Consider the following 12,816-nt stretch of genomic DNA (forward strand, 5'->3'; position numbering starts at 1 on the left):
TCGCCGTCCGCCCGTGTTCCCCGGGCCCCGGCGTCGTTGGTACGTACGGGGGACCCTCGGCGTTCACGGAGTTCGCCCTGCCCGTCCGGCCTGCCCCGTGGGCCGGTGGTTCCGGCCGGGGGCGGCCCCGGAAAATGCAGCATCAGGAGGAGGCACAGGACGTGGCCCTGACCCAGCCGTCGGCGGCGCTCCCGGCGACGCGCGGCGGTCCGCGCCGGGAGCGGCCGGCCCGTGCGCACGCCCGCGCCCTGCCCATCGTGCCGGTGCGCGCCCGCGGACTGATGATCGAAGGGGCCGACGGCCGCCGCTACCTGGACTGCTTCCCCGGCGCGGGGTCCCTGGTGCTGGGCCACAACCACCCGGTGGCGCTGGAGGCCGTCCGCTCCGTGCTGAGCCCGGCCGCCACCTCCGGCTCCGTCCACGACACCTTCGCCGCAGAGCTGCGCGCCACGCTGCCGGGGCCGCTCGCCCACCGGGCCCGCGTCCGGTTCTGCGCCCCGTCCCGCGCGGCCGCCCTGGCCGCCGCACGGGAGCTGGCCCCCGGCGCGGAGGCCGTCGAAGCGGTACGGGACGAGGACGGGGTCCTCGTCCCCGGCGCCGAACGGCTGCGCGGGGCGCGTGACACGGCCGCCGCCCGGTCCGTCCCCCTGGTCGCCGACGAGACCCGCACCGGGCTGGGACGCACCGGGACGTTCTGGGGCATCGAGCACGCCGACGCCGTCCCGGACGTGATGGTCCTGTCCGGCGCGGTCGGCGGCGGCCTGCCGCTGGCCCTCGTGGTCCACGGGGACGTCCCCGGGGACGACGCGCCCGCCGGTCCGCCGGAGCCCTTCCACGGCAACCGGCTCGCCCTCGCGGCCGGCGCGGCCACCCTGCGCCACCTCAGGGAGAACGGGCTGGCCGGCCGCGCCCGGACGCTGGGCGACCGCCTCCTGGCACGGCTGCGCCGCGACGTGCTCGCCCACGAGGGCGTCCGGGACGTGCGCGGCCTCGGGCTCCTCCTCGGCGTCGAGTTCGCCGACGCCGCGACGGCCGCGGCCGTGCGCCACGCCTGCCTGCGGCGCGGCCTGCTCGTCGGGCCCTGCGACGCCCGGCCCGCCGTGCTGCGCCTGCTGCCGCCCCTGACCATCACGGACGAACAGGCGGAGGCCGTGCTGGACCGGCTCTCCGACGCGATCGCCGCGGCCCCGCGCCCCGGCGGGCACCCGCCCACCGTCAGCACGCGGAAGGAGGCAGGCGCGGCCCCGGCCTGACGCCGGCGGCGCGGCGCCGCACCGAATGAAGGCACCGCTCATGAAGGCACCGCTCGTGAAGGCCCCCAAGGCACCGACGGCGTCCCTGCCCACCGGCGCCCCGGCCGTCCCCCGTGGCCGCGGCCCCGCCGACCCGCCCGACCAGGATCCCCTGGACCACCCCGACCCCGGAGCCGCCGCGGACAGCGCCGCCCGCGACAACCTGCTGCGCTGCTGGGTCCGCGAGACCGGCGTCCCCCGGCCGCGGGGCAACTGCCTCCAACTGCCGCTCCCCGCCGCCGGCGTCACGCTCCACGTCCCCGTCCGCTACTGGTCCGCGACCGGCGCCCACCGCTTCGGCGCCCCCACGCCGACGGGCGCCCCCGGTGACGCGCCCGCCCTCGACGCCGTCGCGCTCGCCGCCCTGCTCGGCCACCAGGCCGCGCACGCCGCGACCCGGACGGGCCGGCCGGCCGCGCCCGTGGCCGCCGGCCTCGTCGCCCGCGTCGCCGACTCGGTGCGCCGCACCGCCGCCTTCGTCGAGCACCGCCGCGCCCGCCCCGCCGACCCCGACGGCGCCGCCCTCTTCCTCCACGGCGAGCAGTCGTCGCTCCTCGGGCACCCCCTGCACCCCGCGCCCAAGAGCCGCGAGGGCCTCTCCGCCGCCGAGGCCCCGGACTGCTCGCCCGAGACCCGGGGCGCCTTCCCGCTCCACTGGCTCGCCGTCGACCGTTCCGTCCTGGCCACGGACTCGGCCTGGACCGAACGCGGCCGTCCCGTCGAAGCGGCGGTGCTCACCGCCCGGCTGCTCCCGCCCGGCGTGCGGCTGCCCGACGGGACCGTGCCGCTGCCGCTGCACCCCTGGCAGGCCCGCACCGTCCGGCACCACCCCGCCCTCGCCCGCCTGCTGGACGACGGGCTGCTCCACGACCTGGGGCCGCGGGGCGAGTCCTGGCACCCCACCTCCTCGGTCCGCACCGTGTACCGCCCCGGCGCGCCCGCGATGCTCCGGCTCTCCCTGGACCTGGACGTCGCCGGAGCCGGCCGGGAGCCGCTGCGCGCCGCCGCCCGCCGCGGCGTCGAGCTGCACCGGCTGCTGCGCAGCGGCCTGGCCGAGCGGTGGCGCGCGGCCTGCCCCGGCTTCGACGTGGTCCGCGACCCGGCCTGGCTCGCGATCGGAGCCCCGGACGGCACACCGGTGCCCGGCCTGGACGTGATCGTCCGGCACAATCCGTTCGGCCCCGGCGACGACGCCGTCTGCCTGGCGGGCCTCACCGCGCTCCGCCCCTGGCCGGGCCGCGGGACGCCGGCCGGCCACCCCGCCATGGCCTCGCGGCTCGGCGACCTTGTCGCCCGACTCGCCCTGCGCACCGGCCGGCCGGGGTCCGTGATCGCGGCGGAGTGGTTCCTGCGGTATCTGTCCGCGGTCGTCCGCCCCGTGCTCTGGCTGGACGGCGCGGCCGGCGTCGCCCTCGACGCCCACCAGCAGAACACCCTCGTCCTCCTGGACCCGGACGGCTGGCCGGCCGGCGGCCGGTACCGGGGCGGCCACCGCTTCCGGGAGTCACGGCGGGCGGAGCTGGAGGCGCGTCTGCCGGGGACCTGCGGGGAGAGCCGTGCCTTCGTGCCCGACGAGGGCGCGGACGAGCGGCTCGCCCACCACCTGGGGTGCGACAACGTCCTCGGTCTGATCGGGGCGTTGGGCGCCCAGCGGCTGCTGGACGAACGGATCGCGCTGGCCGCGTTCCGCCGGTTCCTGGCCCGGAGCGACACCGCCTCCTCGACACTGCCCGCGTTCCTGCTGGAGACCTCCGTCCTGCGCTCCCCGGCGCTGCTGGCGGACGGCGCGGGGCACGTCGAGGTCGCCAACCCCCTTGCCGCACCGGGCGGATGAGAGGGGCCGGGGCGGCGGGGGCGGGGCGGGTGGCGCGGAGGAGGCCCGCGATGTCGGTGCCGCCCCGTAGGGTGGACGAGCTATGACTGCCTCCTCCTCCCAGCCCTCACTGACCGATCTGCTGCACGCCGCGGTCACCGCGGTCGGCGGTGCCGAGCGCCCCGGTCAGGTCGCCATGGCCGAAGCCGTGGCCGAGGCCATCGACGGCACCTCCCACCTGCTCGTGCAGGCCGGCACCGGCACCGGCAAGTCCCTCGGCTATCTGGTGCCTGCCCTCGCGCACGGCGAGCGCGTGGTCGTCGCGACGGCGACGCTGGCGCTCCAGCGCCAGCTCGTCGAGCGCGACTTGCCGCGCACGGTGGACGCCCTGCACCCGCTGCTGCGCCGCCGCCCCGAGTTCGCGATGCTCAAGGGCCGGTCCAACTACCTCTGCCTGCACCGGCTCCACGAGGGCGTGCCGCAGGACGAGGAGGAGGGCCTCTTCGACCCGCTGGAGACCGCGGCCCCCACCAGCCGCCTCGGCAAGGACCTGCTGCGGCTGCGCGACTGGGCGGACGAGACCGAGACCGGCGACCGCGACGACCTGACCCCCGGCGTCTCCGACAAGGCCTGGTCCCAGGTCTCGGTCACCTCACGGGAGTGCCTGTCGGCCTCCAAGTGCGCCTACGGGGCCGAGTGCTTCGCCGAGGCGGCCCGCGAGCGCGCCAAGCTCGCCGATGTGGTGGTCACCAACCACGCGCTGCTGGCCATCGACGCCATCGAGGGCGCCCCGGTCCTCCCGTCCCACGAGGTGCTGATCGTCGACGAGGCCCACGAGCTGGTCTCCCGGGTCACCGGCGTCGCCACCGGCGAGCTCACCCCGGGCCAGGTCAACCGGGCCGTGCGGCGTGCCGCCAAGCTGGTCGACGAGAAGGCGGCCGACGCGCTCCAGACCGCCTCGGAGAGCTTCGAGCGGCTGATGGAGCTGGCCCTGCCGGGCCGCCTGGAGGAGATCCCCGAGGACCTGGGGTACGCCCTGGCGGCCCTGCGCGATGCGGCCCGCACGGTGATCACGGCCATCGGCAACACCCGGGACAAGTCCGTCCAGGACGAGGACGCCGTCCGCAAGCAGGCCCTGGCCATGGTCGAGAACGTGCACGGCGTGGCCGAGCGGATCCTGGAGGGCTCGGAGTACGACGTCGTCTGGTACGAGCGGCACGACCGCTTCGGAGCGTCCCTGCGGGTGGCGCCGCTGTCGGTGTCGGGGCTGCTGCGGGAGAAGCTCTTCAACGAGCGTTCCGTGGTGCTCACTTCGGCCACGCTCAAGCTCGGTGGGGACTTCAACGGGGTCGGCGCCTCGCTGGGCCTGGCTCCCGAGGGCGTCACGGGGGAGGACCTGCCGGAGTGGAAGGGCGTCGACGTCGGCTCCCCCTTCGACTACCGCAAGCAGGGCATCCTCTATGTCGCCAAGCACCTGGCCCAGCCCGGCCGGGAGGGCGGCCGGACGGACATGCTCGACGAGCTGGCCGAGCTGATCGAGGCGGCCGGAGGGCGCACGCTCGGCCTCTTCTCGTCGATGCGGGCGGCCCAGGCCGCTGCCGAGGAGCTGCGGGGCCGGCTCGACCTGCCGATCCTCCTCCAGGGCGAGGAGACGCTCGGCGAACTGATCAAGACCTTCGCCGGTGATGACCGTACGTGTCTGTTCGGCACGCTCTCCCTGTGGCAGGGCGTCGACGTGCCCGGGCCCAGCTGCCAGCTCGTCGTCATGGACCGGGTGCCCTTCCCGCGCCCCGACGACCCCCTGATGAGCGCCCGGCAGCGGGCGGTGGAGCAGGCGGGCGGCAACGGCTTCATGGCGGTCGCCGCGACCCATGCGGCGCTGCTGATGGCCCAGGGCGCGGGCCGGCTCGTCCGGGCGTCCGGCGACCGCGGTGTGGTCGCGGTGCTCGATCCCCGGCTGGAGAAGGCGCGTTACGGTTCGTTCCTGCGCGCTTCCCTGCCGGATTTCTGGTACACCACCGACCGGAATCAGGTGCGCCGTTCGCTGGCGGCGATTGACGCCGCCGCCAAGGAGGCCGGCTGAGGGGCTTGCCGAGGAGACTCGTCAAGGAGGCGAAGTGCTGATCCCCGGGCTGTTCCCGGGACGCGAAGCGGTTATTTCCTTTCGCAATGCGCCGCCTGAAGATCTCGGTGTGCAATGTGCGGCGGACGTGTCCCGGACGGGCACAACCGACGGCACCGGGCGGCCGGGACCGGCGGAGCCGATGGGAATGGCGTGACGGGATTTCGGCGCCGGATGTCCCCGGGGACATTGCGGGGGCCGTGGTCGCGCCGTGGTCACGTCGTGGTCGCAGGGGAGCCTCGCGATACCCGGCGGCGGTTCACGGGCTCCGACGCGCGGTTCACCGGCTCCGGCGCGGAGCCGGTGAACCGGGGCCAGGGGGGATGCTCACGAACGGGGATGCCCATGGACAGGGGGGGCAGAAAGGAGCCCCGGAACCGGCGCAGTGGTCCCGGGGCCCGCCTCCGGCGGCGCGGTGGCGCCGTCACACCCGCCGCAGCACCGCCACGACCTTGCCGAGGATCGTGGCCTCGTCGCCGGGGATCGGCTGGTAGGCGGCGTTGTGCGGGAGGAGCCAGACGTGGCCGTCCTCGCGCCGGAAGCGCTTGACCGTGGCCTCCCCGTCGAGCATGGCGGCCACGATGTCGCCGTTCTCCGCGACGGGCTGGCGGCGGACCGTCACCCAGTCCCCGTCACAGATGGCCGCCTCGATCATGGAGTCGCCGACCACCTTGAGGACGAACAGCTCGCCGTCGCCCACCAGCTGGCGGGGGAGGGGGAAGACGTCCTCGACGGACTCCTCGGCGAGGATCGGGCCGCCCGCCGCGATCCGGCCGACCAGGGGCACATAGGAGGCGGCCGGTTTGCCGGTGGTGTCCGTGGGCTGGGAGCTGGGCTGGTCGGAGCCGCGCACCTCGTAGGCGCGGGGGCGGTGCGGGTCGCGGCGGAGGAAGCCCTTGCGCTCCAGCGCCATCAGCTGGTGCGCCACGGAGGAGGTGCTGGAGAGCCCGACCGCCTGCCCGATCTCGCGCATGGACGGTGGGTAGCCGCGGCGCTGGACGGAGTCCCGGATGACCTCGATCACGCGTCGCTGCCGGTCGGTGAGGCCGGAGCTGTCCGCGCGGATTCCCGGTGGCCTGCCGGGGAGCGAGCGGGCCGGCTTCTGGCCCTCGGCGTTCATGGCTGAATCGTTCATCGGGTGTGTCTGGTCGAGTCGGTTCTGGGAGCGGTCCTGGGCGGTGATGGTGGCGCTGTTTGCGGTGGTGGTCACGTCGGCCCCTCTCGAAATGTTCTCCCTAGCTGGACAACGGTAGTTGCTTTCGAAAGGTTGCGCCAAACACACGTTCGAGTGAAATATCGCCGATTCACTGACGTGATCAGCTTGGAGGGTGTACGAGCGGAGATCAATTCGGCTCGTCCCGGTCCCCGCGCGGCGCCGTTCCCGTGAATTCGGTCGTCGTGTCCGACGCTTTTCCCGCAATTCCGAGGGGCCGTCCGGGATCCGATGCCGGGATCGCCGGGCGGGTCCGTGGAGGCGGTGGGCGACGGCGGCCGTCGCCGCGGTGCGTCCCCCGCCCGGTGTGCGGGCCACCAGTGTGTCATCCGCGGCCCCGTGGGCCCGCCACCGCGTCGCTCGCGTAGGCTCTCCAGCGGTCCCGCGCGGCGGCCGCCGCGCGACACGCGCCGGGCCCGCTTGGTCGCCGGACACCAGATCTAGTGGTTTGATGGCCTGCGCCGCCCACAAGTTGTGGTCGGTGACCGATCCCGGTCATCCCCACTCATGGCCATCGCCTATGCTTGGGGACTGCTTCGCCGGGGCGTGTTCGCCAGGCCGGCCGAGGCCGCGGATCGTGCACAGTTTCCCCGAGGTTCCCGTGTGCCGGGTTCCTCGCGGGTCATCCGAGGGTGAAGAAGGAGGGTGGAGAGCCATGCACTGCCCCTTCTGCAGGCACCCCGACAGCAGGGTCGTCGACAGCCGGACCACGGACGACGGTTGCTCGATCCGTCGGCGCCGCCAGTGCCCCGACTGCTCCCGGCGGTTCACGACGGTGGAGACCGCGTCACTGATGGTGATCAAGCGCAGCGGGGTCACCGAGCCCTTCAGCCGCACCAAGGTCATCTCCGGTGTGCGGAAGGCGTGTCAGGGACGGCCCGTGACCGAGGACGCCCTGGCCCTGCTCGGCCAGCGGGTCGAGGAGGCCGTGCGCGCCACCGGCAGCGCCGAGCTCACCACGCACGACGTCGGGCTGGCCATACTCGGCCCGCTCAAGGACCTCGACCTCGTGGCCTATCTGCGGTTCGCGTCCGTGTACCAGGCGTTCGACTCGCTCGAGGACTTCGAGGCCGCCGTCGCGGAACTGCGCGACAGCATCCCCGGCACCGCCGTCGGCGGACCGGGCCGGGAGGGCCGCGACGGACCCGCGAAGCCTGCCGGCGGCCGAGCCGGGGACCTCGAAGTCCCCGCGCCCGCCGCCGCGGCCGACTAGCGGCGACGACGGCGACACATCAGACCTACCCGGTGCGCCCCGTGCGCACCCGGGTGAAAGACACATCGCGCCACGGAAGAAATGGGCGCACAAGGGCGTTTTGCCCGGTAGAGGGAGGCGGCATGACAGAGACGACGAGCGGCCCGGCACGAGGTTCCCGCTCCAAGGGAAACAAGGGCGGCAAGGGTCTGCGCATCGAACGCATCCACACCACCCCCGGCGTGCACCCGTACGAAGAGGTGGTCTGGGAGCGTCGTGACGTCGTCATGACCAACTGGCGTGACGGCTCCATCAACTTCGAGCAGCGCGGCGTCGAGTTCCCCGACTTCTGGTCGGTGAACGCGGTCAACATCGTCACCAGCAAGTACTTCCGGGGCGCCGTCGGCTCCCCCGAGCGGGAGTCCGGCCTCAAGCAGCTGATCGACCGCGTCGTCGGCACCTACCGCAAGGCCGGTGAGGAGTACGGGTACTTCGCCTCCCCGGCGGACGCCGAGATCTTCGACCACGAGCTGACCTACGCGCTGCTGCACCAGGTCTTCAGCTTCAACTCGCCGGTCTGGTTCAACGTCGGCACCGCTCAGCCGCAGCAGGTCTCCGCCTGCTTCATCCTGTCCGTCGACGACTCCATGGAGTCGATCCTCGACTGGTACAAGGAAGAGGGGATGATCTTCAAGGGCGGCTCCGGTGCCGGCCTGAACCTCTCCCGCATCCGCTCCTCCAAGGAGCTGCTCTCCTCCGGCGGCAACGCCTCCGGTCCGGTCTCCTTCATGCGCGGCGCCGACGCGTCCGCCGGAACGATCAAGTCGGGCGGCGCCACCCGCCGCGCGGCCAAGATGGTCGTCCTCGACGTGGACCACCCGGACGTCGAGGCCTTCATCGACACCAAGGTGAAGGAGGAGGAGAAGGTCCGCGCCCTGCGCGACGCCGGGTTCGACATGGACCTGGGCGGCGACGACATCACCTCCGTCCAGTACCAGAACGCCAACAACTCCGTCCGCGTCAACGACGAGTTCATGAAGGCCGTCGAGACCGCGTCGAAGTTCGGGCTGCGCTCCCGCATGACCGGTGAGGTCATCGAGGAGGTCGACGCCAAGGCGCTGTTCCGCAAGATGGCCGAGGCCGCCTGGGCCTGCGCCGACCCCGGCATCCAGTACGACGACACCATCAACCACTGGCACACCTCGCCGGAGTCGGGCCGGATCACCGCGTCCAACCCGTGCAGCGAGTACATGCACCTGGACAACTCCTCGTGCAACCTCGCCTCGCTGAACCTGATGAAGTTCCTGCGCGACGACGACGGCAACCAGTCGTTCGACGCCGAGCGCTTCGCCAAGGTCGTCGAGCTGGTCATCACGGCGATGGACATCTCCATCTGCTTCGCCGACTTCCCGACCGAGAAGATCGGCGAGACCACCCGTGCCTTCCGCCAGCTGGGCATCGGCTACGCCAACCTCGGCGCCCTGCTGATGGCCACCGGCCACGCCTACGACAGCGAAGGCGGCCGCGCCCTGGCCGGTGCTATCACCTCGCTGATGACCGGCACCTCCTACCGCCGCTCGGCCGAGCTGGCCGCGGTGGTCGGTCCGTACGACGGCTACGCCCGCAACGCCGACGCCCACAAGCGCGTCATGAAGCAGCACGCCGACGCCAACGCGGCCGCCCCGCGCATGGACGACCTGGACAACCCGGTCTGGGCCGCGGCGACCGAGGCGTGGCAGGACGTCCTCCGCCTCGGCGAGAAGAACGGCTTCCGCAACGCCCAGGCGTCCGTGCTGGCCCCGACCGGCACCATCGGCCTGATGATGGACTGCGACACCACGGGCGTCGAGCCGGACCTGGCCCTGGTCAAGTTCAAGAAGCTCGTCGGCGGCGGCTCGATGCAGATCGTGAACAACACGGTCCCCAAGGCCCTCAAGCGCCTCGGCTACCAGCCCGAGCAGGTCGAGGCGATCGTCGCCCACATCGCCGAGCACGGCAATGTGATCGACGCCCCGGGCCTCAAGCCCGAGCACTACGAGGTCTTCGACTGCGCCATGGGCGAGCGCGCGATCTCGGCCATGGGCCACGTGCGCATGATGGCCGCCGCGCAGCCCTTCCTCTCCGGCGCGATCTCCAAGACCGTGAACCTGCCCGAGACGGCCACCGTCGAGGAGGTCGAGGAGGTCTACTTCGAGGGCTGGAAGATGGGCCTGAAGGCCCTCGCGATCTACCGCGACAACTGCAAGGTCGGCCAGCCGCTCTCCGCCAAGAAGAAGGAGGAGGAGAAGAAGGCCGAGACCGTCCCCGCCGTCGCCGAGAAGGTCGTCGAGTACCGTCCGGTCCGCAAGCGCCTCCCGAAGGGTCGTCCCGGCATCACCACCTCCTTCACGGTCGGCGGCGCCGAGGGCTACATGACCGCCAACTCCTACCCGGACGACGGTCTGGGCGAGGTCTTCCTGAAGATGTCCAAGCAGGGTTCGACCCTCGCGGGCATGATGGACGCCTTCTCCATCGCCGTCTCGGTGGGCCTGCAGTACGGCGTGCCGCTGGAGACCTACGTCTCGAAGTTCACCAACATGCGCTTCGAGCCGGCCGGCATGACCGACGACCCGGACGTGCGGATGGCGCAGTCGATCGTCGACTACATCTTCCGCCGCCTGGCGCTGGACTTCCTGCCGTTCGAGACCCGCTCGGCACTCGGCATCCACTCCGCCGAGGAGCGCCAGCGCCACCTGGACACCGGTTCGTACGAGCCGGCCGACGAGGACATGGACGTCGAGGGTCTGGCCCAGTCCGCGCCGCGCCAGGTGGAGGCCCCGAAGCCCCAGGTCCAGGAGCGTCCCGCGGCCGCCGTCCCGGCCCCGAAGCAGCCCCACAACTCCACCGAACTGATGGAGATGCAGCTCGGGCTGAACGCGGACGCGCCGCTGTGCTTCTCCTGCGGCACGAAGATGCAGCGCGCGGGCAGCTGCTACCTGTGCGAGGGCTGCGGCTCGACCAGCGGCTGCAGCTGATCCCAGCAGCCTGTCAGGGCGGTGGTGCCGGTTTCTGGCGCCGCCGCCCTGCGGTGCGTTCCGGGTGATTTCCGGCGGGTCGTGCTGTACGGATGTGTTGTGTCGTACGGGATGCGTGATGCCGTACGACGCGTGGTGCTGTACGGATTCAGCGGCGCGGGGGCTCCGCGTAGGACTGGAGCTCGATCAACGTCCCGTCGGGGGCCCGCAGATGGCCGGTGCGCAGTCCTGAGCCCCATGTGAAGCGGTCCTGCCCCGGGGTCAGCACCGTGGCGCCGTGACGGACGAGTACGGCGGAGGCGGCCTCGACGTCCTCCACCGGCAGGCACAGCATCGCGGCGTCCTGGCCCGTCGCGCGGGACGGCAGTCCGTCGGTCCCGATCACCTCGGCGACGGTGGAGCGGGGGAAAATGACCAGCAGGGCCTCGTCGCCGACGGCCCACTTGGCATAGCCGTCCTCCGGAAGGATTTTGACGGGCGCTAAGCCGAGCAGGTCACGGAGCGCCGGTTCCCAGAATCGGGTGGAGGTTTCGAAGTCTTCCACGAGCAGCCGTGGGTAAAGGATGTTCATGGGGTGAGGCTAGCAAGTCCCCTTGGACACAAGCCATATGACAAGGGCGGCCGGATTTGAGGGGCAATCGCGGAATGAATGAGTCCATATGGAATGGCGGCATATGGAACGGTGAGGATGTCGACCTTGACGCTTACCTTGCGCGGACAGAGCTGAGCGGCGGGCTGCGGCCGGACCTGGCGGCCCTCCGTGCGGTGCACCGCGCTCATGTGTCCGCCTTCGCGTTCGAGAACCTCGATGTGATGCTCGGGCGGCCGGTGCTGCTGGACGTCGCCTCGCTCCAGGCCAAGATGGTGGACGGCCGCCGGGGCGGCTACTGCTTCGAGCAGAACCTGCTGTTCGCCGCCGTGCTCGAACGCCTCGGATTCCGGGTGCGGGGACTCGCCGCCCGGGTGCGCATGGGCGGCACCAAGGTGTTGCCGATGACGCACATGGCGCTCCGGGTCGAGGCCGACGGTGAGCGATGGCTGTGCGACGTCGGATTCGGCGGGGAGGGGCTGTTGGAGCCGTTGCCCTTCCACGACGGCGCGCGGGCGCGGCAGGGGGAGTGGACGTTCTCCCTCGCGGACGAGCCCGAAGGGCCGCGCGTCCTGCGGTCGTTGCACAAGGAAGGGTGGTTCGACCTGTACGCCCTGGGCGCCGAGGAGCGCCTGCCCATCGACTACACGGTGGCGAACCACTACATCTCGACGCACCCGCGTTCCCCGTTCGTCTCGCAGGTAGTGGTACAGAAGACGGAGCCGGATGTGCGAACGACGCTCACGGGCTCGGTGCTGTCGGTTGTGCGCCCCGACGGTTCGGCCGACGAATGGGAAGTCGGGGAAGGGGAGTTGCGCGAGGTGTTGGTGGAGCGGTTCGGTATCGAGCTGGCCGACGACGACGCGGTGACGCTCGCCCGGGTGTACTCCTCGCGTACGTGATGCGTGCCACTGCGGGCGCCGTACGATGGCCCGGTGCTGGTCAAGTGGATTCGCTGCACCGTGGTGGACCGCCGCGGTTTCGAACGGGGGCAGCGAAAATGGGCGGGATTGCTGGGCGAGCCGGGATTCCGGGGGCAGGGGGGAGGGTGGAGCCGGGGCCGCCATGATGTGGCGCACCTCTTCAACTTCTGGGAGAGCCGGGCTTTTTACGACTCCTTCATGGCGCGCTCGCACGACAGACTGGCGGCCGCACAGGCCGGCACGTACAGGAATGTCCAGGTGAGGCTCTTCGAGCACCGTCTCGACGTCAAAGTGGGGTTCAGCCCGCAATTCACCGACGCGGACGTGGTGCGCGTCGCCCACTGCCGGGTCCGTGCGGACCGGGAGGAGCACTTCCGGTTGATGCAGGAAAAGGTGTGGAATCCGGCGATGGCAGGTTCCCCCGGAATGCTCCGCGGATTACTGGGAGAGGCTCCCGGCCCGGAATTCCTGGTGCTGTCGATGTGGAACTCCGGGGCCGAGCACGGGAAATACCGGGTGGAGCGGGTGGAACGCCTGGCGCTGCGGGCCCAGATCGAGGCGGATGTCGAGGCGATCACCGGTGATGTGGTCGAGATGGATCCTTCCTGGACGGTGTGAGGGCGGGTTCCGTCCTGCGGGGCCTTGCTGTGCTGCGGAG

At 72.1% G+C, this 12,816-nt stretch carries 9 protein-coding genes; 7 read left to right on the plus strand and 2 right to left on the minus strand.

From position 1 onward, the window contains the following. Nucleotides 1–161 precede the first annotated feature (161 nt). The 3 genes from AB8735_RS27655 (at nt 162) to AB8735_RS27665 (ending at nt 5,188) form a co-directional block, all read left to right on the plus strand. Entirely contained in the window at nt 162–1,253 is a 1,092-nt protein-coding gene (locus AB8735_RS27655) for an aminotransferase class III-fold pyridoxal phosphate-dependent enzyme (RefSeq protein WP_372410067.1), read from the plus strand. A gap of 40 nt (nt 1,254–1,293) precedes the next feature. After that, entirely contained in the window at nt 1,294–3,126 is a 1,833-nt protein-coding gene (locus tag AB8735_RS27660) for an IucA/IucC family siderophore biosynthesis protein (protein WP_372410070.1), read from the plus strand. An 82-nt stretch (nt 3,127–3,208) separates the two neighbouring features. Further along, nucleotides 3,209–5,188, plus strand: a complete 1,980-nt coding sequence (locus AB8735_RS27665; protein ID WP_344025403.1) for an ATP-dependent DNA helicase — start codon at nt 3,209–3,211, stop codon at nt 5,186–5,188. Between the two features lie 463 nt (nt 5,189–5,651). On the opposite strand, the gene lexA is transcribed toward AB8735_RS27665, so the two are convergent. After that, nucleotides 5,652–6,437, minus strand: a complete 786-nt coding sequence (gene lexA / locus AB8735_RS27670; RefSeq protein WP_199895797.1) for a transcriptional repressor LexA — start codon at nt 6,435–6,437, stop codon at nt 5,652–5,654. Nucleotides 6,438–7,095: 658 nt separating this feature from the next. On the opposite strand from lexA, the gene nrdR reads away from it, so the two are divergent. Both nrdR and AB8735_RS27680 read left to right on the plus strand, forming a co-directional pair. Next, nucleotides 7,096–7,653, plus strand: a complete 558-nt coding sequence (gene nrdR, locus AB8735_RS27675; RefSeq protein ID WP_344025399.1) for a transcriptional regulator NrdR — start codon at nt 7,096–7,098, stop codon at nt 7,651–7,653. Nucleotides 7,654–7,775: 122 nt separating this feature from the next. Beyond that, entirely contained in the window at nt 7,776–10,646 is a 2,871-nt protein-coding gene (locus AB8735_RS27680) for a vitamin B12-dependent ribonucleotide reductase (RefSeq protein WP_372410072.1), read from the plus strand. Nucleotides 10,647–10,794: 148 nt separating this feature from the next. On the opposite strand, the gene AB8735_RS27685 is transcribed toward AB8735_RS27680, so the two are convergent. Continuing rightward, entirely contained in the window at nt 10,795–11,217 is a 423-nt protein-coding gene (locus AB8735_RS27685) for a VOC family protein (RefSeq protein ID WP_372410074.1), read from the minus strand. 74 nt (nt 11,218–11,291) lie between these two features. Here AB8735_RS27685 and AB8735_RS27690 point away from each other — a divergent pair, with 74 nt between their 5' ends. Together AB8735_RS27690 and AB8735_RS27695 are read left to right on the plus strand one after the other, a co-directional pair. Then, on the plus strand, nt 11,292–12,137 hold the full coding sequence (locus AB8735_RS27690) for an arylamine N-acetyltransferase (RefSeq protein WP_372410075.1): 846 nt from the start codon (nt 11,292–11,294) through the stop codon (nt 12,135–12,137). Between the two features lie 33 nt (nt 12,138–12,170). After that, nucleotides 12,171–12,776 carry a YdbC family protein gene (locus tag AB8735_RS27695; RefSeq protein ID WP_372410077.1) on the plus strand — a complete coding sequence of 202 codons (606 nt, stop codon included), beginning with the start codon at nt 12,171–12,173 and terminating at the stop codon, nt 12,774–12,776. The last annotated feature ends 40 nt before the right edge of the window (nt 12,777–12,816 follow it).

Source organism: Streptomyces luteireticuli, assembly GCF_041519305.1.
Lineage (GTDB): Bacteria > Actinomycetota > Actinomycetes > Streptomycetales > Streptomycetaceae > Streptomyces > Streptomyces luteireticuli.

Bases quoted from the DNA above. Each gene is read 5' to 3' on its own strand.
- AB8735_RS27665 (WP_344025403.1), top strand. From the start codon at position 3,209: ATGACTGCCTCCTCCTCCCAGCCCTCACTGACCGATCTGCTGCACGCC.
- AB8735_RS27660 (WP_372410070.1), top strand. From the start codon at position 1,294: ATGAAGGCACCGCTCGTGAAGGCCCCCAAGGCACCGACGGCGTCCCTG.
- AB8735_RS27680 (WP_372410072.1), top strand. From the start codon at position 7,776: ATGACAGAGACGACGAGCGGCCCGGCACGAGGTTCCCGCTCCAAGGGA.
- AB8735_RS27685 (WP_372410074.1), bottom strand. From the start codon at position 11,217: ATGAACATCCTTTACCCACGGCTGCTCGTGGAAGACTTCGAAACCTCC.
- nrdR (WP_344025399.1), top strand. From the start codon at position 7,096: ATGCACTGCCCCTTCTGCAGGCACCCCGACAGCAGGGTCGTCGACAGC.
- AB8735_RS27690 (WP_372410075.1), top strand. From the start codon at position 11,292: ATGAATGAGTCCATATGGAATGGCGGCATATGGAACGGTGAGGATGTC.